Consider the following 21588-nt stretch of genomic DNA (forward strand, 5'->3'; position numbering starts at 1 on the left):
CCGCCTGAATCATTTGATTAATTCGAGGTGATGATTATGGGTGAATGCTATTCATCGGTAATGGATTTTCTTTATCGGGTCTCAATGTGGATTGCCGGTGTGGCATTATTGGTGATGGTTGCCATTATCCCGATTGGGATATTCGCACGTTATGTCCTGAACAATGCCCTGTCATGGCCTGAACCCGTCGCTATTCTCTGCATGGTGACATTCACTTTTATTGGTGCTGCGGTAAGTTATCGCGCAGGCTCGCATATCGCAGTGAGTATGGTCACTGATCGCCTGGGTGAAAGCGCCCGCCGTTATTGCTTTATTGTCGCGGATATCATGCTGGCGGCGATAAGCCTGTTTATCCTCTGGTACGGAACCAATCTGTGTCTTGAGCTGTGGGATCAACCCGTTGCGGAATTCCCGATTTTAAGCGCCGGGCAAAACTATCTTCCGCTGCCAATTGGCTCTGCTATCACGCTGCTCTTTATTGTTGAGAAGATCTGCCGTGGCCCGCAGTACCAGCGTCCTGTTGTCATGCTGGGTTCGACCAGCTAATTACCGCCCCCATTTCATTAAGGAAAGCAGATGGATGCATTTATTCTCGTCTTTACGCTTGGCATCATGCTGGCGATTGGGGTACCGGTAGCGTACGCGGTAGGGATTAGCGCCATCATTGGTGCCTGGTACATTGATATCCCACTGGAAGCGGTAATGATCCAACTGACCAGTGGCGTGAACAAGTTCTCCCTGCTGGCGATCCCGTTCTTTATTCTGGCTGGCGCGATCATGGCCGAAGGCGGAATTGCGCGTCGGTTAGTGAATTTTGCCTACATTTTTGTTGGTTTTATTCGCGGAGGCTTGTCACTGGTCAACATCGTGGCATCGACCTTTTTTGGCGCAATCTCAGGATCGTCGGTGGCAGACACCGCTTCCATCGGTTCGGTGATGATCCCGGAGATGGATAAAAAAGGTTACCCTCGCGACTTTGCCGCGGCGGTGACCGCCAGCGGTTCGGTGCAGGCAATCCTTACGCCGCCCAGCCATAACTCGGTTATCTACTCGCTGGCAACGGGTGGGACGGTGTCGATTGCCGCGCTATTTATCGCCGGGATCCTGCCGGGCCTGCTGTTAAGCTTGAGCCTGATGGTGATGTGCGTGGCGTTTGCCCATAAACGCGGCTATCCAAAAGGCGAGCGCGTGCCGTTTCGCCAGGCGCTGAAGATTTTCGTCGATACGCTGTGGGGATTGATGACGGTGGTGATCATCATGGGGGGGATCCTGTCGGGCATCTTTACCGCGACGGAATCCGCGGCGATTGCCTGCCTGTGGGCCTTCTTCGTCACCATGTTTATCTATCGTGACTATAAATGGTCTGAACTGCCGAAGCTGATGTTCCGCACGGTGAAAACAGTCACCATCGTGATGATCCTGATTGGTTTTGCTGCCGCGTTTGGCGCTGTCATGACCTACATGCAGTTGCCGATGCGCATCACCGACGCGTTCACCAGTATCTCGGATAACAAATACGTCATCCTGATGTGCATTAACATTATGCTGCTGCTGATTGGTACGCTGATGGATATGGCGCCGCTGATCCTGATCCTGACACCGGTCCTGCTGCCAGTGACCAACGCGCTCGGTATTGATCCGGTTCATTTCGGCATGATCATGTTGGTGAACTTAGGGATCGGGTTGATTACGCCGCCGGTAGGGTCGGTGCTGTTTGTCGCCAGCGCGGTGAGTAAGCAGAAGATTGAACAAGTGGTGAAGGCGATGCTGCCGTTCTACCTCGTCCTGTTCCTGGTGCTGATGTTGGTAACCTACATTCCGGCGATTTCGTTGTTCCTGCCGAAACTGTTTGGTGTGCTGTGATAAATGCCCGGTGGCGCTCGCGCTTACCGGGCCTACAAATTACGCTTCCGTCGGCCGGATAAGGCGAAACCGCCATCCGGCACAAGGAAACTTAGCGACGTACGGCGATCGCTTCAATCTCGATTTTCACGTCTTTCGGCAGACGGGCAACTTCCACGCAAGAGCGTGCCGGGAAAGTCGCGTTGTGCTCAGTGAAGAACGCTTCGTAGGTGGCGTTGACGGTTGCGAAATCGTTCAGGTCTTTTACAAAAACGGTCGTTTTTACGATATCGCCCACTTTCAGGCCTGCTGCTTCAACGATAGCTTTTACGTTTTCCAGCGACTGACGCGCCTGAGCGGACACGTCTTCCGCTACGGCACCGGTTTTCGGATCGACCGGGATCTGACCGGAAGTGATTACCATGCTACCCAGGTCAACGCCCTGAACGTATGGGCCGATAGCGGCTGGTGCATTTTCCGTCGCAATAGTTTTGCTCATGATATCTCCAGATGAACTGCAGTATTAAGGTGTTAGCCATTATAGAGAGGCAACATTTCAATACCAACCGCAATTAGTTGGCCAGCACCACATAATGCGAAAACTCTTTTTCACAGTATTTGCATTTGAGCGCGATATCATCAGCACGTTTTTTCACTGAAAAGCTGGAAGAAACCGGTTCAGCATGGCTGATGCAGTTGCTGTTCGGGCAAACCAGCACGTTGTCGATTCGTTCCGGCAGGCTCGGACGTGATTTACCCACCACGTCATAATCGTCAATGCGGTTCACCGTCGCCTGTGGCGCGTACAGAGAAAGCTGGTTAACTTGCTCATCGGTCAGGAAGGTGTTTTCAATTTTAATCAGGTCTTTACGACCCATTTCGCCTGAAGGCAGGTTCAGACCGATGGTGATACGCTGATCGGTTTCTGTCAGCTTGAACAGCGTCAGCAGTTTAAAACCAACCTGTGCGGGAATATGGTCAATCACGGTGCCGCGTTTGATGGCTTCAACCTGCAGTTTGTTATCGTGTGTCATCTCTTTTTCTCCCTTACAGTGCCAGTTCGCTATTCAGTACCAGTGCCAGTAACGCCTGGCGGGCGAAGATGCCGTTGCCAGCCTGCTGGAAATACCAGGCGTGCGGCGTCTTATCGACATCGGTGGTGATCTCATCGATACGCGGCAGTGGGTGCAACACTTTCATGTTCGCTCTGGCACCATTCAGGTCGCTGGCACGCAGGACGAACTGTGCTTTCACGTTGGCGTATTCGGAAGGGTCCAGACGTTCTTTTTGCACGCGGGTCATGTAGAGAATATCAACCTCTGCCATAACCTCTTCGATGGTGCCGTGCAGGCTCCAGGCGATACCTTTTTCATTTAGCATGTCCAGAATGTATTGCGGCATGGCCAACGCATCCGGGGCGATGAAGTAGAAGCGGTTGCCTTCGAATTTCGCCAGTGCCTGGGTCAGGGAGTGGACGGTACGACCATACTTCAGGTCACCCACCATGGCGATTTGCAGATTGTCCAGGCGGCCCTGGGTTTCCTGAATGGTGAACAGGTCCAGCAGCGTTTGGGTGGGATGCTGGTTCGAACCATCGCCTGCGTTCAGTACCGGCACGTTGCCGGAGAACTCTGTGGCCAGACGGGCAGCACCTTCCTGCGGATGACGCATCACAATGGCGTCAACATAGGTACTGATGACGGAAATGGTATCAGCCAGCGTTTCACCTTTTTTGCCCAGTGATGTGTTGCTGCTGTCAGAGAAACCCACCACGCTGGCACCCAGGCGGTGCATCGAGGTTTCAAAGGATAAACGGGTGCGCGTCGATGCCTCAAAGAAGCAGCTGGCTATCACCTTATGCTTTAGCAGCTCCGGCTGTGGGTTGGCTTTCAGTTTCGCCGCTGTCGCGAGAACCAGATTGAGGTCATCGCGGCTGAGGTCATTTATGGAAATGATGTGTTTTTGATAGAGCGGGTTAGCCATGTTTATCTCCTGACGCCTGGGCAAAAAAAAGCCCCTCAATTGAGGGGCTTGGAATGGATGATCAACGGAAAGAAAAACGGCAGGCCAGCGTCCTTTTTCAGACGCGGTAAGACAAAATGTCGTACACACTGAACCATACATCCTCCCGGCAAATTGTCCGCGATTATACTCAGCTCCGTTATGGGATCAAGCGAAAAATGCACAATTTATTCATCGCAAACGATTCTCATGAATATTCATGCACCCTGTCGGGTGATCGGCCACGTTGAGATAAACATGCGTTGACGCAAAATATCAGCAAATAGCAGTGGTATGGCAGACGGTTTTTTCGTATAACAACTAAAATGAAACATTGTTTTAATTAAGGGGTTTGAGATGATTGTCGGCAATATTCACAACCTGGATGTCTGGCTGCCAGAAGAGCTGCGTCAGGCGATTGAACACATCAAGGCGCACGTGACGGATGCGACGGAAAAGGGTAAGCATGACATCGACGGTGATCGTCTGTTTTATCTGATTGCAGAAGATATGACGGAGCCGTTTGCCCAGCGCCGCGCTGAGTATCACGCCCGTTATCTGGATATTCAGATCCTGCTCAAAGGCCAGGAAGGCATGACCTTCAGTACACAGCCTGCGGGCGCGCCGGAAACCGACTGGCTGGCGGATAAAGATATCGCCTTCGTGGCGGAAGGGGTACAGGAGAAAACGGTCGTGCTGAACGAAGGTGACTTCGTGGTGTTCTATCCGGGTGAAGTGCATAAACCGCTGTGTGCAGTCGGGTCGCCGGCACTGGTGCGCAAAGCCGTGGTGAAAATGCGGGTGGCATAAGCGTGATTGCCGGGTGCGGCTTCGCCTTGCCCGGCCAACGGGAGCGCGGTTGTAGGCCGGATAAGATGCTTAGCATCGCCATCCGGCATATGCCTTCACTTCGCTAATGTCGCTACCATCACCGCTTTGATGGTGTGCATCCGGTTTTCCGCCTGAGAGAATACGATACTGGCGGGGGATTCAAAGACCTCATCGGTCACTTCCATACCGCCGTGCAAACCATACTCTTGTGCCATTTGTTTACCCAGCACGGTCTGATCGTCATGAAACGCGGGCAGACAGTGCAGGAACTTCACCTGTGGATTACCCGTCAGCGCCATCATCGCGCTATTAACCTGATAGTTACGCAGCAGCGCAATACGCTCTGCCCACTTCTCTTTTGCTTCGCCCATCGAGACCCAGACGTCGGTGTAGATAAAGTCCGCACCTTTTACACCTGTGGCAACGTCTTCGGTCAGCGTAATATTGCCGCCATTTTTCTGTGCCAGCGCTTTGCACTCCGCCACCAGGCTCTCTTCAGGCCAGCACGCTTGTGGTGCAACCAGGCGTAGATCCAGCCCGGTTAACGCGGCGGCTTCCAGCATGGAATTACCCATATTGTTGCGGGCATCACCGGTATAGACCAGCGTCATCTCATTAAACGCTTTACCCGGCAGGTGTTCCTGCATAGTTAACAGATCCGCCAGCAACTGAGTGGGGTGAAACTCGTCGGTTAATCCGTTCCATACCGGAACTCCGGCATATTCCGCCAGCGTCTCGACAATCTCCTGACCGTGACCCCGATACTGAATACCGTCGTACATACGACCGAGTACGCGGGCGGTGTCTTTGATCGACTCTTTATGACCAATCTGGCTGCCGCTTGGCCCGAGATACGTCACGCGAGCACCCTGATCGTATGCGGCAACTTCGAAAGAGCAACGGGTACGAGTCGAGTCTTTTTCGAAGATGAGCGCAATGTTTTTACCGGTGAGCTTAGCGACCTCAGTACCGTTTTTCTTATCTGCCTTGAGCTGTGCGGCGAGCTGTAGCAGTGACGTGAGTTCAGCAGAGGTGAAATCGAGCAATTTCAAAAAGTGCTTCTGATAAAACGCAGACATGGTTCCCTCGCATGGCTTAAGCCATTTATTGAATTAAAATTCAATTTATATGGATGTTTATTCATTTGCAACCTTGTTTAACAAATCTTTCCTGGAAAGGTGGAGGCAATGTCAGCGGTATGTGACAATAAGAGTATCGGCAGGACATTATGAGGAACGAGCCATGGCAAACCCGGAACTACTGGAAGAGCAGCGTGAAGAAACACGCTTGATTATTGAAGAGTTACTCGAAGATGGCAGCGACCCTGATGCGCTGTACACCATCGAACATCACCTTTCCGCGGATGACTTTGAAACCCTGGAAAAAGCGGCAGTAGAAGCCTTCAAACTGGGTTATGAAGTGACCGAGCCTGAAGAGCTGGAAGTGGAAGAAGGCGACACAGTTATTTGCTGTGACATTCTCAGCGAATGCGCCCTGAATGCCGAACTGATCGACGCTCAGGTAGAGCAACTGATGAATCTGGCTGAAAAATTTGAAGTGGAATACGACGGGTGGGGTACCTATTTCGAAGACCCTAACGGCGAAGAAGGTGAAGACGGCGACGATGAAGATTTCGTCGACGAAGATGATGACGGCGTGCGTCACTAAGTCATCTGATGACCTACGGCAGTGTTTGCTGCCGTAGGGCAAGGACAATGTATGGATTACCCGCAAATACTCTCCCCAATCCTCAATTTTCTGCACTGCAAAACACCCCAGGCATGGCTTGATAAAGCGCAGGACCCGGCAAATCTTCCCCTGCTGCTGACCGATCACCTCGTCTGCGAGCTGAAAGCGGCACAAACAGCGATGCTGTTGGTGCGTAAATATGTTGCTGACAAAGCTGGTTCACAGGCGTTGCTGGACTGGCTGAAACCCTATGAGGCTTTTGCGTTCAGAGAGGGAGAGGAGCCTGACTTCATTGCACTGAATAAACAGATCAGCAAAAGTGTGATGCCGCAGACCGACGATCCGTGGGGGCGCAAGCTTATCGACAGCATGGTTTTGCTGATCAAAGAAGAGCTGCATCACTTCTGGCAGGTGCGCGAGGCGATGATGAGCCGCAACATCCCCTACATCAAAATTACCGCCAGTCGTTACGCCAAAGGCATGCTTAAAGAGGTTCGCACCCACGAGCCATTAACGCTAATTGATAAGCTAATTTGCGGCGCATACATTGAGGCGCGCTCCTGTGAACGGTTCGCGGCGCTGGCACCGTATCTGGATGATGATTTACAGGCGTTTTATCTGTCGCTACTACGATCAGAGGCGCGCCATTATCAGGATTACCTGGCGTTGGCACAGCAGATTTCAACCGATGACATCAGCGCCCGGGTGCGTTTCTTTGGTGAAGTGGAAGCGTCGCTGATCCTGTCTCCAGATGATGAATTCCGCTTTCACAGCGGCGTACCCGCGTAATACACCTTCCCGGCGCGGCTCGCCATGGTTGCCGCGCCATCTCTCCTCTTCCTGATACCTGCAGATAAATTCTGGTGGCTGGAAAACCATCGCCTCTACCGTAATAATCAGAACACACAACGGGGAAATATATCCCCGACATACGTATCGATTTGAATAAGGATGGTTAATGAACTGGGCACACGTAGTGTTGGCGGGCTATATCGGGGCGGTGATTGCTATCGTCGTCGGCATGTTTCGCAAAAAAGGCTGGGTAGGTAAGATCTCCGGCGCGGTGATTTTTGTGGTCGCGATTATTGCATGGAATATTTTTGATGTGCACTACCTTATCCCGCGTGAAAGTCCGGAATATGGTATGACCGAAGAGCAGAAGTTTGACAATGCGATGCGCGCCAATCCGGTGTTTCAGGTGATTAGAGAGCAGGAGCCAGCGCTAACACAAAAAATCATCACCCAGGCCGTGCAGATGAAGAACGAGGGCAAAAGTGAGCAGCAGGTTATCGATGCCATACAGCCGCAAATCCTTCAGCTACAGATGGCACGTCTGCAGCAAGCACCTGATGCTAACGTCATTGAGTATATGAAGATTAACCTCGAGCAGATTGCTGCGGTGGAAAAGGTGGGTGATGACGAATGTTTCCGTTTCCTGTTTCCGGCGGTGAAAGGGGGCATTAACCCGGTACATCTTGTCCCGCGTGAGATTATGAATCGGCGGATGGTGGGCGATATGGGCATGATGCGCGCCGCCTATGGCCCGGATAAACATACGGTGACGGCCGAGGAAAAACAGCTGGCGCTGCAGGATTTACAAGCGATCAGCCCCGGACTGGTACAGCGCTATGGGGATGATATTCAGATTATGGCCGACCCGAATAAAGGGATTGGCAAAGAGAAGATCGCCTGTGAGATTGTGCAGGATCTCTGGACTCAGGTGCTGAAGCTTCCCACCGCTCGTGCGGCTGGCGTAATTCGCCTGATGCTTTCAGCTGAGATGCAGTAAGGCCGACATGGCCCCTCGGCGTGAAGTCAGAGGGGCTTTAACATCCTTACTTCGCAATCGACGTGGCCGGTGCAGCCTAGCGCTTCGCTGATATGCTCAAACCCTAAATGTTCATACAGACGGATAGCTTCAGTCAGGAATGCAGTTGTTTCCAGATAGCACTGCTTAAAACCCTGCTCGCGGGCATGATCCAGCGCCATCAGCGCCAGCTTTTTCGCGAGTCCCTGACCGCGTGCGCTCGACAGGAAGTACATCTTTTGCAGCTCGCAAATGTCCGGCTCGCTACAGCCTAACGGCGCAACGCCGCCGCCGCCCACGACTTCACCGTTTTGCTCAACCACCCAATAGGCCGCGCCCGGCTGGCTGTAAACCTGGAACAGTTCGTCCAGATTGGGGTCGGCAACGGTATAGCCTTTATCGGCAGTCAGGCCGTATTCGGCGGAGACCTGGCGGATCACACAGGCAATGGCGGGGTTATCGTCGGCAGCAATGCGACGCAGCGTAGCCGAGACAGGCGTAATGACACTCATAGCGAACTCATGACATAAAAGTGAGACATATGCAGTTAATACCACTGCGGAGAGGGGAAGTGCAAGCGAGGATAATTCAACACAGGTCGGATGCGCTACGCTTATCCAACCTGTGTTGACGGTACCTGTAGGCCGGATAAGCGTAGCGCCATCCGGCAAACGTACAGGCACGATTTTTACAGCGCGGCGATGACCGCCTGCTGCTCAATCAGCTTCGCTTTGGCTTCTGCGTAACCGTCCAGTTTCTCACGCTCTTTGGCGATCACGGCTTCCGGTGCGCGAGCAACGAAACCTTCGTTGGAGAGCTTGCCTTCGATACGGGCAATCTCGCCTTCGATTTTCGCCACTTCTTTTGCCAGACGCGCCAGCTCATCTTCTTTGTTGATGAGGCCAGCCATCGGGATCAGCAGTTCGGCACCGTCGATGATTTTAGTCACGGAAACCGGACCTTTGTCATCGGCTGGCAGCACGGTGATGCTTTCCAGTCGTGCCAGGTTCAGCAGGAAGCTACGGTTGTCGTTCACACGACGCATCGCATCAGTACTGCAACCACGCAGCAGCAGTTCCAGCGGTTTGCCTGGGGCAATGTTCATTTCCGCACGGATGTTACGTACGGCAACGATCGCCTGCTTCAACCATTCAGTGTCAGCCAGTGCCGCTTCGTCAACCTGCGCCGCGTTATATTCCGGGAACGGCTGCAGCATGATGGTATCTGCGGTGTTGCCGCAAATCACTTTCACGCGCTGCCAGATGGTTTCGGTGATGAACGGAATGATCGGGTGCGCCAGACGCAGCAGACCTTCCAGCACGGTAACCAGCGTATTGCGGGTGCCGCGCAGTTCAGACTCAGAACCGCCGTTCATAACCGGCTTGGTCAGCTCCAGATACCAGTCACAGAACTGGTTCCAGGTGAATTCGTACAGAATGCCCGCAGCGATATCGAAGCGGAAGTTATCCAGCGCTTCACGGTACGCTTTGATGGTCTGGTTGAATTCAGCCAGGATCCAACGATCCGCCAGAGACAGCGTCATTTCGCCGCCATTGAAGCCGCAATCCTGGTCTTCGGTGTTCATCAGCACGAAGCGGCTGGCGTTCCACAGCTTGTTACAGAAGTTACGGTAACCTTCCAGACGTTTCATATCCCAGTTGATGTCGCGGCCGGTAGAGGCCAGCGCTGCCAGGGTGAAACGCAGGGCGTCGGTACCGTGCGGCTCAATGCCGTCCGGGAACTGCTTCTCGGTGCGCTTGGCAATCTTCTCGGCCAGCTGCGGCTGCATCATGTTGCCGGTACGTTTTTCAAGTAGTTCTGCCAGAGAAATACCATCAACCATATCCAGCGGGTCGATGACGTTACCCTTGGATTTGGACATCTTCTGGCCTTCGTCGTCACGAATCAGACCGGTCATGTAGACGGTCTTAAACGGAACCTGCGGCTTGCCGTTTTCATCTTTGATGAAGTGCATGGTCATCATGATCATGCGGGCAATCCAGAAGAAGATGATGTCAAAACCGGAGACCATCACGCTGGTTGGGTGGAACTGACGCAGCGCATCGGTGTTTTCCGGCCAGCCGAGGGTAGAGAAGGTCCACAGCGCGGAGGAGAACCAGGTATCCAGAACGTCTTCGTCCTGACGCAGTGCAACGTCGGCACCGAGGTTGTTTTCCTGACGCACCTCAGCTTCGGTACGGCCAACGTAGACGTTGCCGTCGTTGTCATACCATGCCGGGATACGGTGGCCCCACCACAGCTGACGGGAGATACACCAGTCCTGAATATCACGCATCCAGGAGAAGTACATGTTTTCATACTGCTTAGGTACGAACTGGATGTCGCCGTTCTCAACCGCTTCAACTGCCGGTTTCGCCAGCACATCTGCGCGGACGTACCACTGGTCAGTCAGCATCGGTTCGATAACCACGCCGCCACGGTCACCGTACGGCACGGTCAGATCGTGGGGTTTGATTTCTTCCAGCAGACCCAGAGCGTCAACGGCCGCAACCACGGCTTTACGCGCGGCAAAGCGTTCCAGTTTCTGGAATTCAGTCGGGATCTCGTTCGAGTAGACGTCGGATTCTTCACCTTTGGTGTCGTACACTTCCGCGGTTTCGCGGATATCACCGTCAAAGGTCAAAATGTTGATCATCGGCAGGCCGTGACGTTTACCGACTTCATAGTCGTTAAAGTCGTGTGCCGGGGTGATCTTCACGCAGCCGGTGCCTTTTTCCATATCCGCATGTTCGTCACCGACGATTGGAATGCGGCGGTTAACCAGCGGCAGAATGACGAATTTGCCGATAAGGTCTTTATAACGCGGATCTTCCGGGTTTACGGCAACGCCGGTATCGCCCAGTACGGTTTCTGGACGAGTAGTGGCAACAACCAGGTAATCTTTACCGTCTGCGGTTTTCGCGCCATCGGCCAGCGGATAGCGGATGTGCCACATCGAGCCTTTGGACTCACGGTTTTCCACTTCCAGGTCAGAGATAGCAGTGCGCAGTTTCGGGTCCCAGTTTACCAGGCGCTTGCCACGGTAAATGAGGTCTTCTTTGTACAGGCGAACAAAGACTTCTTTCACGGCATTGGAAAGACCTTCGTCCATAGTGAAGCGCTCGCGCTCCCAGTCAACAGAGTTGCCCAGGCGGCGCATCTGACGGGTAATGGTGCCGCCGGATTCCGCTTTCCACTGCCAAATTTTATCGATAAACGCTTCGCGACCGTAATCGTGACGAGTTTTACCTTCTTCAGCGGCAATCTTACGCTCAACCACCATTTGGGTTGCGATACCCGCGTGGTCGGTACCCGCCTGCCACAGAGTATTTTTACCCTGCATGCGCTGGTAGCGGATCATGGTGTCCATGATGGTTTGCTGGAAAGCATGACCCATATGCAAACTGCCGGTGACGTTCGGCGGCGGGATCATGATGCAGAAGGACTCTTTGCTTTCATCGCCGTTAGGTTTGAAATAGCCCTGCTTTTCCCAGTGCTCGTAAAGCGGCTGTTCGATATCTTGTGGGTTGTATGTCTTTTCCATTATTTCCAGGTTGCCGTATTCAGGTTAAAACCAGCCACGCGGTAAGCTTTGTAGCGATCGCGTGCCGATTGTTTCAAAGAATCTTCGTAAGGGACGAAGTCTATCACTTCTGTGAAAGCGGTGGCAAAATCTGCAAAGCCAACGCGCAAACTGATGAGCAGGTCGCGCGGGCTGCTGTTGCGTTTCTCCGGCCAGGCTATTTCTACCGGCGCGCCGCCTCTGGGGCCTTCACCCGCCAGATTATGCGGTACAAAACTCTCTGCCGGTCTTGCCCACAATGCTTCATCCAGGCGTATGGCCTGTTTTTCATCTTCGCAGGCGATCAATACGCGCTTGCCCGCGCGCCAACGTTCTGCGGCAATTTCACACACCAGTTGCTCGACGGCGCTTAAGCCATCTTGCTGTGTGTCGTTGTCCAGAAGGTAGAACGTTGCATTCTTCATATATGGGGTTTCTTGTGGTGGATTTAAATGCGTTGCCATGATGCACCCCGTAGGCCGGATGGCGCTGCGCTTATCCGGCCTACGGGGCAATCTCAAACTTACTCTTCGCCGTTAAAACCCGCGCGATTGAGCAGGAACTGCGACAGCAACGCGACCGGACGACCGGTTGCGCCTTTGGCTTTCCCTGAACGCCATGCGGTACCGGCGATGTCCAGGTGCGCCCAGTTGTACTTACGGGTAAAGCGTGACAGGAAGCAGCCTGCGGTAATCGCGCCGCCAGGACGTCCACCGATATTCGCCATATCCGCAAAGTTTGACTCTAACTGTTCCTGATACTCATCACCCAACGGCAGGCGCCACGCGCGGTCACCCGCTTGTTCGGACGCGCCGATCAGCTCGTGCGCCAGTGGGTTATGGTTCGACATCAGGCCGGTGATGTGATGACCCAGGGCAATCACGCACGCGCCGGTCAGGGTGGCGACGTCAATGACGGCTTCGGGTTCAAAGCGCTCGACGTAGGTTAACACGTCGCACAGCACCAGACGGCCTTCAGCATCAGTATTGAGCACTTCAACAGTCTGACCAGACATAGTGGTGAGCACATCACCCGGACGATACGCGCGACCGCCAGGCATGTTTTCACAACCCGCCAGTACGCCGACGACGTTGATCGGCAGTTGAAGTTCCGCCACCATGCGCATCACACCGTACACTGCCGCAGCACCGCACATGTCGTATTTCATCTCATCCATGCCTTCGGCTGGTTTGATGGAAATACCGCCGGAGTCAAAGGTCAGCCCTTTGCCGACCAGCACAATCGGACGCGCATCTTCAGACGGATTGCCCTTGTATTCGATGACCGACATCAGCGACTCGTTCTGCGAACCGTGGCCGACCGCAAGATAAGAGTGCATACCCAGCTCTTTCATTTGCTGCTCGCCAATGACGCGCGTCACAACATTTTTGCTGTAGCTGTCTGCCAACTGACGTGCCTGAGACGCCAGGTAGGCGGCGTTACAGATGTTCGGCGGCATGTTGCCGAGGTCTTTCGCCGCTTTAATCCCGGCGGCAATGGCCAGACCGTGCTGAATAGCACGTTCACCGCTGGTCAGCTCACGGCGGGTCGGTACGTTGAACACCATCTTACGCAGCGGACGACGCGGCTCGCTTTTGTTGGTCTTCAACTGATCAAAGCTGTACAGCGTTTCTTGCGCTGTTTCGACAGCCTGACGCACTTTCCAGTAGTTATTGCGGCCTTTGACGTGCAGCTCGGTCAGGAAGCAAACGGCTTCCATCGAACCGGTATCATTCAGCGTATTGATAGTTTTCTGAATGACCTGCTTGTACTGGCGCTCATCAAGCTCACGCTCTTTGCCACAACCAATGAGGAGAATTCGCTCAGACAGGACGTTAGGAACATGGTGCAGCAACAGGGTTTGACCCGGTTTACCTTCCAGTTCGCCACGACGCAGCAGTGCGCTGATGTACCCGTCGCTGATCTTGTCGAGCTGCTCTGCAATCGGAGAGAGGCGGCGTGGTTCAAAGACGCCCACGACGATGCAGGCACTCCGCTGTTTCTCCGGGCTACCGCTTTTTACACTGAACTCCATGCACTACGCTCCTGAATCTTAAAGACAACGGCGGTGGCTACGGATAGAATTGCAAGCTTTCGTAACTCATACCCGCTGTTGCGGTGACTTCGTGTTAATCTTAACGTTATTACGGCATTGGCACGTCAGAACAATTTCTGAGAGGTGGATCCGTTGAGTATAATAATCTTAGCGACGATTTCGACGACTCAAGAGAATAAATGACGTTTAAGCCATGAAACAAGCTATTTTCCTGCAAAAAGACGGGTTTTTACGGGCGTATTTAAAGTGATAATCATAAGATATCTGGTACGGGAAACGCTCAAAAGCCAACTTGCGATCCTTTTCATCCTACTTTTGATCTTCTTTTGTCAAAAGTTAGTCAGGATCCTGGGTGCGGCGGTTGACGGTGATATCCCGGCAAATCTGGTGCTCTCGCTGCTGGGGCTGGGCGTGCCAGAAATGGCGCAACTTATCTTGCCCTTAAGCCTGTTCCTTGGGCTGCTAATGACGCTGGGCAAACTGTATACCGAAAGTGAAATTACGGTTATGCACGCCTGCGGGCTGAGCAAGGCTGTGCTGGTAAAAGCGGCGATGGTGCTGGCGTTGTTTACCAGTATCGTTGCGGCAGTCAACGTAATGTGGGCAGGGCCTTGGTCCTCCAGACATCAGGACGAAGTGCTGGCGGAAGCGAAAGCGAACCCCGGCATGGCGGCGCTTGCTCAAGGGCAATTCCAGCAGGCAACGAACGGCAGTTCGGTGTTGTTTATCGAAAGTGTTGACGGTAGCAGCTTCAAAGATGTGTTCCTCGCGCAAATCCGCCCGAAAGGTAACGCCCGTCCTTCGGTGGTGGTGGCTGATTCCGGACATCTGACTCAGTTGCGTGACGGTTCTCAGGTCGTGGTGCTGAACAAAGGTACGCGTTTTGAAGGGACCGCGCTGCTGCGCGATTTCCGCATTACCGATTTCCAGGACTATCAGGCAATTATTGGCCATCAGGCCGTGGCGCTGGACCCCAACGATACCGACCAGATGGATATGCGCACGCTGTGGAATACCGACAACGATCGGGCCCGTGCGGAGCTGCACTGGCGTATCACATTGGTATTCACCGTATTTATGATGGCGCTGATGGTTGTCCCGCTGAGCGTGGTTAACCCGCGTCAGGGTCGCGTACTGTCCATGCTGCCAGCCATGCTGCTCTATTTACTGTTCTTCCTGGTGCAGACGTCGCTGAAGTCGAACGGCGGGAAAGGTAAGCTGGACCCGGTGTTCTGGATGTGGGTGGTTAACCTTGCCTATCTGGCACTGGCGATTGTGCTTAACCTTTGGGATACGGTGCCGATGCGCCGCTTGCGTGCCCGTTTTATGCGTAAAGGAGCGGTATAATGCAGCCCTTTGGTGTACTTGACCGCTATATCGGTAAAACCATTTTTACCACCATCATGATGACGTTGTTCATGCTGGTGTCACTCTCCGGGATCATCAAGTTTGTCGACCAGCTGAAAAAAGCCGGGCAGGGGAGCTACGATGCAATGGGCGCCGGGCTGTATACCCTGCTTAGCGCTCCGAAAGATATCCAAATCTTCTTCCCGATGGCGGCACTGCTCGGCGCGTTGCTGGGGCTGGGCATGCTGGCTCAGCGTAGTGAACTGGTGGTGATGCAGGCGTCCGGTTTTACCCGTATGCAGGTGGCGCTGTCCGTGATGAAAACCGCGATTCCGCTGGTGCTGCTGACGATGGCCATCGGTGAATGGGTGGCGCCGCAGGGCGAACAGATGGCGCGTAACTATCGTGCGCAGCAGATGTACGGTGGCTCGCTGCTGTCTACCCAGCAAGGGCTGTGGGCGAAAGATGGCGACAGCTTTGTTTACATCGAGCGAGTGAAAGGGGACGCCGAATTAGGCGGGATTAGCATTTACTCCTTTAACGATAAGCGTCGTCTGCAGTCGGTACGTTATGCTGCCAGCGCAACATTTGACCCGGAACAGAAAGTCTGGCGTTTGTCGCAGGTGGATGAGTCTAACCTGACTGATCCAAAACAGATCACGGGTTCGCAAACGGTGAGCGGGACGTGGAAAACCAACCTTACGCCGGACAAACTCGGTGTGGTGGCACTGGACCCGGATGCACTGTCGATTAGCGGTCTGCATAACTACGTGAAGTACCTGAAGTCGAGCGGCCAGGACGCCGGGCGCTACCAGCTCAATATGTGGAGCAAAGTCTTCCAGCCGCTGTCTGTCGCGGTGATGATGCTGATGGCGCTGTCGTTTATCTTCGGTCCGCTGCGTAGCGTGCCGATGGGCGTGCGTGTGGTGACGGGGATTAGCTTTGGCTTTGTGTTCTATGTGCTGGACCAAATCTTTGGCCCGCTGACGCTGGTGTATGGTATTCCGCCGATTATCGGCGCGCTGCTGCCAAGTGCCAGTTTCCTGCTGATTAGTTTGTGGCTGATGCTGCGTAGGTCGTAATCACGGTAAAGCGCAGTGCCTGATGGCGCTGCGCTTATCAGGCCTACCTGGGCCCGTAGGCCTGATAAGGCGTTTACGCCGCCATCCGGCAACGTACCATGCAGTACCTGATGGCGCTGCGCTTATCCGGCCTACTCAGAGCCTGTAGGCAGGATAAGGCGTTTACGCCGCCATCAGGCAATGAACCTCGCAGTGCCTGATGGCGCTGCGCTTATCAGGACAACTCAGGACCTGTAGGCCGGATAAGGCGTTTACGCCGCCATCCGGCAACGAATCACGCAGTGCCTGATGGCGCTGCGCTTATCAGGACAACTCAGGGCTTGTAGGCCGGATAAGGCGTTTACGCCGCCATCCGGCAACGAATCACGCAGTGCCTGATGGCGCAGCGCTTATCAGGCCTACTCAGGGCCTGTAGGCCGGATAAGGCATTTGCGCCGCCATCCGACAACGTACCACGCAGTGCCTGATGGCGCTGCGCTTATCAGGCCTACTCAGGGCTTGTAGGCCGGATAAGGCGTTTACGCCGCCATCCGGCACAGTACCACGGGGACTAGCGTTTTCTCCCGCCCATCAAACTCCCCAACATCCCCCGGATTATCTGATTGGTGACTTGCCGCGCCGCGCTTTTCGCCACGCTCTGTACCACGCCATCGCGTTTGCCGCCACGCGGTCCGGTGCTGCCAAACAGAATATCCTTCAACCCACCGAGAATACCGCTGTCCACCTCGACTGCTTTACCGTTGGCGGGCGGTGTATTTTGCTGCCCGGTGCTGGCCTGCACGCCTTGCTGCAAACGTTCATAGGCTGACTCTCGGTCGATCTCTTCTTCGTATTTGCCGTACAGGGACGAGTGGTTAATCAGTCCGTTGCGCTCATCGTCCGTCACCGGCCCCATCCGCGAGCACGGCGCAATGACCATCGCTCGCTCAACCACTGATGGGCTGCCTTTGGCATCAAGAAACGACACCAGCGCCTCGCCGGTACCCAATTCCTGAATGGCTTTCTCGGTATCAAATGCCGGGTTGGCGCGCATGGTTTGTGCTGCTGTTTTCACTGCTTTCTGATCTTTCGGCGTGAACGCGCGCAGGGCATGTTGCACACGGTTCCCCAACTGGCCGAGCACGTTGTCCGGAATATCCGACGGGTTTTGCGAGACGAACCACACGCCGACCCCTTTCGAGCGGATCAGGCGGATCACCTGTTCGATTTTATCCAGCAGCACCTGCGGGGCGTCGTTGAACAACAGATGGGCTTCGTCAAAGAAGAACACCAGTTTAGGTTTTTCCAGATCGCCGGCTTCTGGCAGTTGTTCGTACAGTTCGGAGAGCATCCACAGCAGGCTGGCGGCATACAGTTTGGGCATCTGGTAGAGCTTTTCGGCGCTGAGGATATTAATCACCCCTTTGCCATTGGCATCGGTACGCATCCAGTCTTTGATGTCCAGCATCGGTTCGCCAAAGAAGTGCGCCGCACCCTGTTGCTCCAGTGACAGCAGCCCGCGCTGGATAGCCCCGACCGAGGCGCTGCTGATGTTGCCGTACTGGTTCTGGAAGGATTTAGCGTTATCGCCAATGTACTGGGTGATGGCCCGCAGATCTTTGAAATCCAGCAGTAACAGTCCCTGGTCATCGGCAATGCGGAAGATAATATCCAGCACGCCGGACTGTACGTCATTGAGGTTCAGCAAACGGGCCAGCAGCAGCGGCCCAAGGTCAGAAACTGTGGCGCGAACGGGGTGACCTTTTTCGCCGAAAATATCCCACACCGTGACCGGATTAGCATGTGGCTGCCAGTCGGTAATGCCGATGTTTTTCAGGCGGGTGAGCAGCTTTTCAGACGCTTGTCCTTCCTCGGCCACGCCGGTTAAGTCACCTTTCACATCGGCCATAAAGACCGGTACGCCAATCTCGGACAACGATTCGGCCAGCTTCTGTAGCGTGACGGTTTTACCGGTCCCGGTCGCGCCGGTAATCAGTCCGTGGCGGTTGGCCATGCCTGGCAGTAAAAACAGTTCGGTGTCCGGCGTGCGGGCAATTAGCAGGGGTGCGCTCATTGAGATTTCCTCCATTTATCCTGCCTGGAGTATAGGCAATGTCGATGAAAGAAAGTATGCGCGGGTGTGAGAAAAGGCGTTAAAGCGTATTGCCGTGATAAATCTGATACCCCAAATCGACAGTATTGTGGTTGTGGTCGTTGTTCTTGATTTTGCTCAGTAACATCTGTGCCGCCATACGACCGATTTCAAAACGCGGGGTAATGACGCTGGCAAGGCTTGGGATCATCTGCCGACCCATTTCCAGGCCGTGAAAACCGGCAATTGAGATCTGCTCCGGGACGGCAAGCTCGCGCTCGCGACACAGCAGCAGTGCGCCCATCGCGATGTCGTCGTTGGTGCAAAACACGCCGTCTAAATCCGGATGCGCAGTGAGCGCATCACGCATCATTTGTGTGCCCAGATGGATGGATGAGATGGCGCGTGGGTTAACGCGCAGCGGTTCCAGACCCCGGCGGGTCATGGCGTCGCAATAGCCGCGATAGCGCTGTTCATCGCGGACATCATCTTTCGAACCCAGGTAGAGGATTTTGCGCCGCTGGCGTTTATCCAGCATGGTGCTGACCATATCAAACGCCGCCTGACGGTTATCAAAGCCCACTTCCATGTCCAGACGATCGCCCTGGATATCCATCAGCTCGACCACCGGAATATTGGCAGAGCGCAGAAATTTAACGGTGCGCAGGGTGTGGTATTTCTCGGAAAGAATAATGCCGTCGATATTGTACGACAGCAGGTTGATTACCGATTCTTCTTCGGATTCCCGGTCGTAGTTATAGTTGGCGATCAGCGTCTGATAGTTATGGTCCGAGGTGACCGACTCAATACCGGCCAGAATGTCAGCGAACAGCTGGTTTTGAAACGAGGGGATCAGCACGCCGAGCGTATAGCTTTGCGCATTCAACAGCATCGCGGGTGCGCGGTTGGGGATGTAATTAATCTCCTCCATAATTTGCGCGATGCGTTCACCGGTTTCCTTTGCGACCTTTTTCGGTGAACGGATGTAGCGACTCACTGTCATTTTGGTCACACCCGCCAGCGTGGCGATGTCTTGCAAAGAAATTCTGTGGTTCCTCATTTTCTCTCCTGAGCCGGGGAGCGCGGACTGATGCTCCCCGGTAATACCGTATTAATGCAGGATGGCGTTCAGCGCCAGAACCCCCAACAGACCCATAATGGAAATCAGCGTTTCCATCACCGTCCAGGTACGCAACGTTTCGCCCACGCTGAGATTAAAATAGCCTTTAAACAGCCAGAATCCCGGATCGTTAACGTGTGAGGCAATCACGCTACCCGCACCGGTTGCCAGCACCATCAGCGCCGGGTCAGCATGGGTGACGTTAATAATCGGCAGTACCACGCCTGCAGTGGTGATCGCCGCGACAGTCGCAGAACCGAGCGCGATGCGCAGCAACGCGGCGACCGTCCAGCACATCAGCAGCGGAGAGAGCGACGTACCGGTCATCAGGTGCGAGATATATTGCCCCACGCCGCTGTCGACCAGAACCTGCTTAAACGCACCGCCCCCGGCGATGATAAACACAATCATCGCAATCGCGCCGATAGAGTCGCCAATGATATCCATAATTTGCTCGATCGTACGTCCGTTACGTCGACCAAGGGTAAAAATGGCGAGGACGATAGCGATAAACAACGCGACCGCAGGGTTACCGATAAACTCAAAGAACACCCGCACGCTGTTAGTCTTCGGTAGCGTAATCTCACACACCGCGGCGACCGCCATCAGTATGACCGGGATAACCGCCGCAAAGATACTGTTCCAGAATGACGGCATCTCTTCTTCGGTGAACAAATGCGGGTTGAATAACCCTTCCGGCGGTGCTTTCTCAAAGCGGGTCAGCAGCTTAGAAAACAGCGGCCCGGCGACAATCACCGTCGGGATCGTAATAATAAATCCGTACAGCAGGGTGGTACCGAGATTGGCCTCGAAAATGGTGGCAATCGCGGTAGGCCCCGGATGCGGCGGCAGGAAGCAGTGGGTCACGGACAGCGCCGCGACCATCGGCACGCCGACATACAGCAGCGGCAGACCGGAAGAGGCCACCACCGTAAACACCAGCGGCAGCAGCAGAACAAAACCGACTTCGAAGAACATCGCCAGACCGACAACCAGACCGGTGATCACCAGCGCCCATTGCACACGTTTCTTACCGAACGTGCCAATCAGCGTGGTGGCAATGCGCTGGGCCGCGCCGGTATCGGAAATCAGCTTACCGAGCATCGCGCCGAACCCGAGGATCATCGCCAGCCCGCCGAGCGTCCCGCCGATCCCATTTTGTATAGAGTGTAAAACGGCCTGTGCATCCATCCCTTCGGCAAAACCGACGACCGCCGCAACCAGTACCAGGGCAATAAAGCCGTTAACTTTAAAGCCAATCATCAGGACCAGAAGCAGCGCGACGCCTGCCGCAATTATTATTAATGGCATAATCTTTTCTCTTTTATCCCCGTCATCCTGCAACTCGAATGATTTAGGGGGGGTGCCAAAAATGCAGCGCCGGAGCGCTGCGCGGTGTCGCTAAACGTCAGACGGCGACCAGCATGCCGCCATCGACAAACAGCAGGTGCCCGTTAACAAAATCGGATGCTTTGGACGAGAGGAATACCGCTGCGCCAATCAGCTCCTGCGGATCGCCCCAGCGGGCGGCTGGCGTACGTTTACACAGCCAGGAGGTGAAGGCTTCATCTTCGACCAGCGCTTTGGTCATTTCGGTTTTGAAGTAGCCCGGCGCGATGCCGTTGACCTGGATATTGTGGCGTGCCAGTTCTACGCACATTCCACGGGTGAGCATTTTCACTGCGCCTTTCGAGGCGGCATACGGCGTGATGGTATCGCGGCCCAGTTCGCTCTGCATGGAGCAGATGTTGATGACCTTCCCGGCCTGACGTTCCACCATGCGACGCGTGACTGCCTGCGAGACCAGGAACACCGCTGTCTGGTTAACAGCAATTACATCGTTCCAGTCCTGTTCCGGGAACTCGGTAAACGGATGGCGGCGCTGAATACCCGCGTTATTCACCAGCACATCAATTTGGCCAATGTCTTTTTCGATATGGTCAATGGCGGCATCGATGTCTTGTTTATGCGTAACATTAAAAGGTGCAGCAACGGCACGAATCCCTTCCTGCTGCAGTTTGGCGACGGCGGCTTCAGCACGCTCTGGCGTAATATCATTGACGATAATCTGAGCGCCATATTTACCCAACCCGGTCGCCAGTAAATAACCAATACCCTGAGCCGAACCGGTGATCAGAATGTTTTTGCCGTCCAGTGAAAAAAGATCGTTCATCATGTTA

23 protein-coding genes and 2 pseudogenes are annotated in these 21588 nt (G+C 54.2%); 11 read left to right on the plus strand and 14 right to left on the minus strand.

Annotated elements, in window-relative coordinates; genetic code table 11:
- The first annotated feature begins 36 nt into the window (after nucleotides 1-36).
- Complete coding sequence (locus NNN64_RS02285) at nucleotides 37-546, plus strand: TRAP transporter small permease (RefSeq protein ID WP_202039766.1); 510 nt, start codon at nucleotides 37-39, stop codon at nucleotides 544-546.
- Nucleotides 547-576: 30 nt separating this feature from the next.
- Entirely contained in the window at nucleotides 577-1863 is a 1287-nt protein-coding gene (locus tag NNN64_RS02290; protein WP_271440322.1) for a TRAP transporter large permease, read from the plus strand.
- 91 nt (nucleotides 1864-1954) lie between these two features.
- Here NNN64_RS02290 and ridA read toward each other — a convergent pair whose 3' ends face one another.
- From ridA to pyrL, 4 genes are all read right to left on the minus strand, one after another.
- Nucleotides 1955-2341, minus strand: a complete 387-nt coding sequence (gene ridA, locus NNN64_RS02295) for a 2-iminobutanoate/2-iminopropanoate deaminase (RefSeq protein ID WP_000047544.1) — start codon at nucleotides 2339-2341, stop codon at nucleotides 1955-1957.
- A 73-nt stretch (nucleotides 2342-2414) separates the two neighbouring features.
- Nucleotides 2415-2876, minus strand: coding sequence for an aspartate carbamoyltransferase regulatory subunit (gene pyrI, locus NNN64_RS02300; protein ID WP_016151492.1), 462 nt, complete (start codon nucleotides 2874-2876; stop codon nucleotides 2415-2417).
- Between the two features lie 13 nt (nucleotides 2877-2889).
- Nucleotides 2890-3825 carry an aspartate carbamoyltransferase gene (pyrB, locus tag NNN64_RS02305; RefSeq protein WP_016151493.1) on the minus strand — a complete coding sequence of 312 codons (936 nt, stop codon included), beginning with the start codon at nucleotides 3823-3825 and terminating at the stop codon, nucleotides 2890-2892.
- Nucleotides 3826-3860: 35 nt separating this feature from the next.
- Nucleotides 3861-3962 (minus strand): pyr operon leader peptide, encoded by a 102-nt coding sequence (gene pyrL, locus NNN64_RS02310; protein WP_202039763.1) that lies wholly within the window; start codon nucleotides 3960-3962, stop codon nucleotides 3861-3863.
- A 238-nt stretch (nucleotides 3963-4200) separates the two neighbouring features.
- Here pyrL and NNN64_RS02320 point away from each other — a divergent pair, with 238 nt between their 5' ends.
- The gene (locus NNN64_RS02320) at nucleotides 4201-4653 is read left to right on the plus strand and encodes a YhcH/YjgK/YiaL family protein (protein WP_271440324.1); all 453 of its coding nucleotides are present in this window, start codon (nucleotides 4201-4203) and stop codon (nucleotides 4651-4653) included.
- Between the two features lie 95 nt (nucleotides 4654-4748).
- Here NNN64_RS02320 and argF read toward each other — a convergent pair whose 3' ends face one another.
- Both argF and argL read right to left on the minus strand, forming a co-directional pair.
- Nucleotides 4749-5753: an ornithine carbamoyltransferase gene (gene argF / locus NNN64_RS02325; protein ID WP_271440325.1), complete on the minus strand. Its 1005-nt coding sequence runs from the start codon at nucleotides 5751-5753 to the stop codon at nucleotides 4749-4751.
- Nucleotides 5723-5818, minus strand: coding sequence for a putative translational regulatory protein ArgL (argL, locus tag NNN64_RS23270; RefSeq protein WP_416348267.1), 96 nt, complete (start codon nucleotides 5816-5818; stop codon nucleotides 5723-5725). Before argL ends, argF begins: the two co-directional genes overlap by 31 nt.
- A gap of 98 nt (nucleotides 5819-5916) precedes the next feature.
- On the opposite strand from argL, the gene rraB reads away from it, so the two are divergent.
- The 3 genes from rraB (at nucleotide 5917) to NNN64_RS02340 (ending at nucleotide 8152) form a co-directional block, all read left to right on the plus strand.
- Complete coding sequence (gene rraB / locus NNN64_RS02330; RefSeq protein ID WP_005134179.1) at nucleotides 5917-6342, plus strand: ribonuclease E inhibitor RraB; 426 nt, start codon at nucleotides 5917-5919, stop codon at nucleotides 6340-6342.
- 51 nt (nucleotides 6343-6393) lie between these two features.
- Entirely contained in the window at nucleotides 6394-7152 is a 759-nt protein-coding gene (gene miaE, locus NNN64_RS02335) for a tRNA isopentenyl-2-thiomethyl-A-37 hydroxylase MiaE (RefSeq protein ID WP_271440326.1), read from the plus strand.
- Between the two features lie 169 nt (nucleotides 7153-7321).
- A complete protein-coding gene (locus NNN64_RS02340; RefSeq protein WP_271440327.1) occupies nucleotides 7322-8152 on the plus strand; it encodes a topoisomerase II in 831 nt (276 codons plus the stop codon).
- A 26-nt stretch (nucleotides 8153-8178) separates the two neighbouring features.
- Here NNN64_RS02340 and NNN64_RS02345 read toward each other — a convergent pair whose 3' ends face one another.
- From NNN64_RS02345 to pepA, 4 genes are all read right to left on the minus strand, one after another.
- Nucleotides 8179-8682: a GNAT family N-acetyltransferase gene (locus NNN64_RS02345; protein WP_271440328.1), complete on the minus strand. Its 504-nt coding sequence runs from the start codon at nucleotides 8680-8682 to the stop codon at nucleotides 8179-8181.
- Between the two features lie 176 nt (nucleotides 8683-8858).
- Nucleotides 8859-11714 (minus strand): valine--tRNA ligase, encoded by a 2856-nt coding sequence (locus NNN64_RS02350; protein WP_271440329.1) that lies wholly within the window; start codon nucleotides 11712-11714, stop codon nucleotides 8859-8861.
- Nucleotides 11714-12157 (minus strand): DNA polymerase III subunit chi, encoded by a 444-nt coding sequence (gene holC / locus NNN64_RS02355; RefSeq protein ID WP_271440343.1) that lies wholly within the window; start codon nucleotides 12155-12157, stop codon nucleotides 11714-11716. Before holC ends, NNN64_RS02350 begins: the two co-directional genes overlap by 1 nt.
- Before the next feature lie 98 nt (nucleotides 12158-12255).
- Nucleotides 12256-13767, minus strand: a complete 1512-nt coding sequence (pepA, locus tag NNN64_RS02360) for a leucyl aminopeptidase (RefSeq protein ID WP_003025870.1) — start codon at nucleotides 13765-13767, stop codon at nucleotides 12256-12258.
- A gap of 153 nt (nucleotides 13768-13920) precedes the next feature.
- Here pepA and ytgA point away from each other — a divergent pair, with 153 nt between their 5' ends.
- The 5 genes and pseudogenes from ytgA to NNN64_RS23280 form a co-directional block, all read left to right on the plus strand.
- Complete coding sequence (ytgA, locus tag NNN64_RS02365) at nucleotides 13921-13971, plus strand: protein YtgA (RefSeq protein ID WP_211180521.1); 51 nt, start codon at nucleotides 13921-13923, stop codon at nucleotides 13969-13971.
- A gap of 63 nt (nucleotides 13972-14034) precedes the next feature.
- Entirely contained in the window at nucleotides 14035-15135 is a 1101-nt protein-coding gene (gene lptF / locus NNN64_RS02370) for an LPS export ABC transporter permease LptF (protein ID WP_271440330.1), read from the plus strand.
- Complete coding sequence (gene lptG / locus NNN64_RS02375) at nucleotides 15135-16217, plus strand: LPS export ABC transporter permease LptG (RefSeq protein WP_137383924.1); 1083 nt, start codon at nucleotides 15135-15137, stop codon at nucleotides 16215-16217. Before lptF ends, lptG begins: the two co-directional genes overlap by 1 nt.
- Nucleotides 16218-16232: 15 nt before the next feature.
- Nucleotides 16233-16328 (plus strand): annotated as a pseudogene (locus tag NNN64_RS23275) (hypothetical protein); the annotation flags it as partial.
- Nucleotides 16329-16649: 321 nt separating this feature from the next.
- Nucleotides 16650-16752: pseudogene (locus tag NNN64_RS23280) on the plus strand (hypothetical protein); the annotation flags it as partial.
- Nucleotides 16753-16767: 15 nt separating this feature from the next.
- Here the strand turns inward: NNN64_RS23280 and NNN64_RS02380 are convergent.
- The 4 genes from NNN64_RS02380 to idnO all read right to left on the minus strand — a co-directional run bounded on the left by NNN64_RS02380 (nucleotide 16768) and on the right by idnO (nucleotide 21581).
- The gene (locus NNN64_RS02380) at nucleotides 16768-18270 is read right to left on the minus strand and encodes a helicase HerA-like C-terminal domain-containing protein (RefSeq protein ID WP_271440331.1); all 1503 of its coding nucleotides are present in this window, start codon (nucleotides 18268-18270) and stop codon (nucleotides 16768-16770) included.
- Nucleotides 18271-18349: 79 nt separating this feature from the next.
- Nucleotides 18350-19348: a DNA-binding transcriptional regulator IdnR gene (gene idnR, locus NNN64_RS02385; RefSeq protein ID WP_271440332.1), complete on the minus strand. Its 999-nt coding sequence runs from the start codon at nucleotides 19346-19348 to the stop codon at nucleotides 18350-18352.
- A gap of 51 nt (nucleotides 19349-19399) precedes the next feature.
- Nucleotides 19400-20719 (minus strand): gnt-II system L-idonate transporter, encoded by a 1320-nt coding sequence (idnT, locus tag NNN64_RS02390; RefSeq protein ID WP_016155581.1) that lies wholly within the window; start codon nucleotides 20717-20719, stop codon nucleotides 19400-19402.
- A 97-nt stretch (nucleotides 20720-20816) separates the two neighbouring features.
- On the minus strand, nucleotides 20817-21581 hold the full coding sequence (gene idnO / locus NNN64_RS02395) for a gluconate 5-dehydrogenase (protein ID WP_048212822.1): 765 nt from the start codon (nucleotides 21579-21581) through the stop codon (nucleotides 20817-20819).
- Nucleotides 21582-21588 lie beyond the last annotated feature (7 nt).

Source organism: Citrobacter sp. Igbk 14 (assembly GCF_028069825.1).
GTDB lineage: Bacteria > Pseudomonadota > Gammaproteobacteria > Enterobacterales > Enterobacteriaceae > Citrobacter.

What these genes read in the sequence shown, in the direction of transcription:
- NNN64_RS02320 (WP_271440324.1), top strand. Translation starts at nt 4,201, where the DNA reads ATGATTGTCGGCAATATTCACAACCTGGATGTCTGGCTGCCAGAAGAG.
- NNN64_RS02340 (WP_271440327.1), top strand. Translation starts at nt 7,322, where the DNA reads ATGAACTGGGCACACGTAGTGTTGGCGGGCTATATCGGGGCGGTGATT.
- rraB (WP_005134179.1), top strand. Translation starts at nt 5,917, where the DNA reads ATGGCAAACCCGGAACTACTGGAAGAGCAGCGTGAAGAAACACGCTTG.
- NNN64_RS02380 (WP_271440331.1), bottom strand. Translation starts at nt 18,270, where the DNA reads ATGAGCGCACCCCTGCTAATTGCCCGCACGCCGGACACCGAACTGTTT.
- pepA (WP_003025870.1), bottom strand. Translation starts at nt 13,767, where the DNA reads ATGGAGTTCAGTGTAAAAAGCGGTAGCCCGGAGAAACAGCGGAGTGCC.
- pyrL (WP_202039763.1), bottom strand. Translation starts at nt 3,962, where the DNA reads ATGGTTCAGTGTGTACGACATTTTGTCTTACCGCGTCTGAAAAAGGAC.
- NNN64_RS02345 (WP_271440328.1), bottom strand. Translation starts at nt 8,682, where the DNA reads ATGAGTGTCATTACGCCTGTCTCGGCTACGCTGCGTCGCATTGCTGCC.
- NNN64_RS02285 (WP_202039766.1), top strand. Translation starts at nt 37, where the DNA reads ATGGGTGAATGCTATTCATCGGTAATGGATTTTCTTTATCGGGTCTCA.
- pyrB (WP_016151493.1), bottom strand. Translation starts at nt 3,825, where the DNA reads ATGGCTAACCCGCTCTATCAAAAACACATCATTTCCATAAATGACCTC.
- idnT (WP_016155581.1), bottom strand. Translation starts at nt 20,719, where the DNA reads ATGCCATTAATAATAATTGCGGCAGGCGTCGCGCTGCTTCTGGTCCTG.
- argF (WP_271440325.1), bottom strand. Translation starts at nt 5,753, where the DNA reads ATGTCTGCGTTTTATCAGAAGCACTTTTTGAAATTGCTCGATTTCACC.
- holC (WP_271440343.1), bottom strand. Translation starts at nt 12,157, where the DNA reads ATGAAGAATGCAACGTTCTACCTTCTGGACAACGACACACAGCAAGAT.
- lptG (WP_137383924.1), top strand. Translation starts at nt 15,135, where the DNA reads ATGCAGCCCTTTGGTGTACTTGACCGCTATATCGGTAAAACCATTTTT.
- ridA (WP_000047544.1), bottom strand. Translation starts at nt 2,341, where the DNA reads ATGAGCAAAACTATTGCGACGGAAAATGCACCAGCCGCTATCGGCCCA.
- NNN64_RS02290 (WP_271440322.1), top strand. Translation starts at nt 577, where the DNA reads ATGGATGCATTTATTCTCGTCTTTACGCTTGGCATCATGCTGGCGATT.
- idnR (WP_271440332.1), bottom strand. Translation starts at nt 19,348, where the DNA reads ATGAGGAACCACAGAATTTCTTTGCAAGACATCGCCACGCTGGCGGGT.
- pyrI (WP_016151492.1), bottom strand. Translation starts at nt 2,876, where the DNA reads ATGACACACGATAACAAACTGCAGGTTGAAGCCATCAAACGCGGCACC.
- idnO (WP_048212822.1), bottom strand. Translation starts at nt 21,581, where the DNA reads ATGAACGATCTTTTTTCACTGGACGGCAAAAACATTCTGATCACCGGT.
- argL (WP_416348267.1), bottom strand. Translation starts at nt 5,818, where the DNA reads ATGAATAAACATCCATATAAATTGAATTTTAATTCAATAAATGGCTTA.
- NNN64_RS02350 (WP_271440329.1), bottom strand. Translation starts at nt 11,714, where the DNA reads ATGGAAAAGACATACAACCCACAAGATATCGAACAGCCGCTTTACGAG.
- miaE (WP_271440326.1), top strand. Translation starts at nt 6,394, where the DNA reads ATGGATTACCCGCAAATACTCTCCCCAATCCTCAATTTTCTGCACTGC.